The sequence below is a fragment of the Leifsonia sp. SIMBA_070 genome (assembly GCF_046534635.1).
Taxonomy (GTDB): domain Bacteria; phylum Actinomycetota; class Actinomycetes; order Actinomycetales; family Microbacteriaceae; genus Leifsonia.
This window is the reverse complement of record NZ_JAWRYK010000274.1, coordinates 1-272: the sequence shown is the minus strand read 5'-3', so window position 1 is coordinate 272 and position 272 is coordinate 1. Positions and strand designations below refer to the sequence as shown.

Here is a 272-nt window from a genome sequence, read left to right as displayed (position 1 = left end):
GGAGCGCCCTCCAACAGGCGAGCGACCATCGTCGCAATCATTTCGACGTGGCCGATTTCCTCGGTGGCGATGTCCATGATCATGTCTTTGTACTTGCCCGGCATTCTGCAGTTCCATCCCTGGAAGAGGTACTGCATGGTGACGGTCATTTCACCAAATGCTCCGCCGACGAGCTCCTGGAGTTTGCGGGCGTATACGGGATCGGGCTTTTCCGGTTTCACATCGAATTGCAGATAGTCGGTATGACGAAACATCTTCACTCCGTTCTATTG

The 272-nt window shown here is 54.0% G+C and carries 1 protein-coding gene; it reads right to left on the bottom strand.

All coding sequences use genetic code 11. The features are described 5' to 3' along the window. A partial coding sequence (locus SB754_RS20325) for a manganese catalase family protein (protein WP_410784171.1) occupies positions 1–254 on the bottom strand: 254 nt, incomplete at its 3' end. Between the last annotated feature and the right edge of the window lie 18 nt (positions 255–272).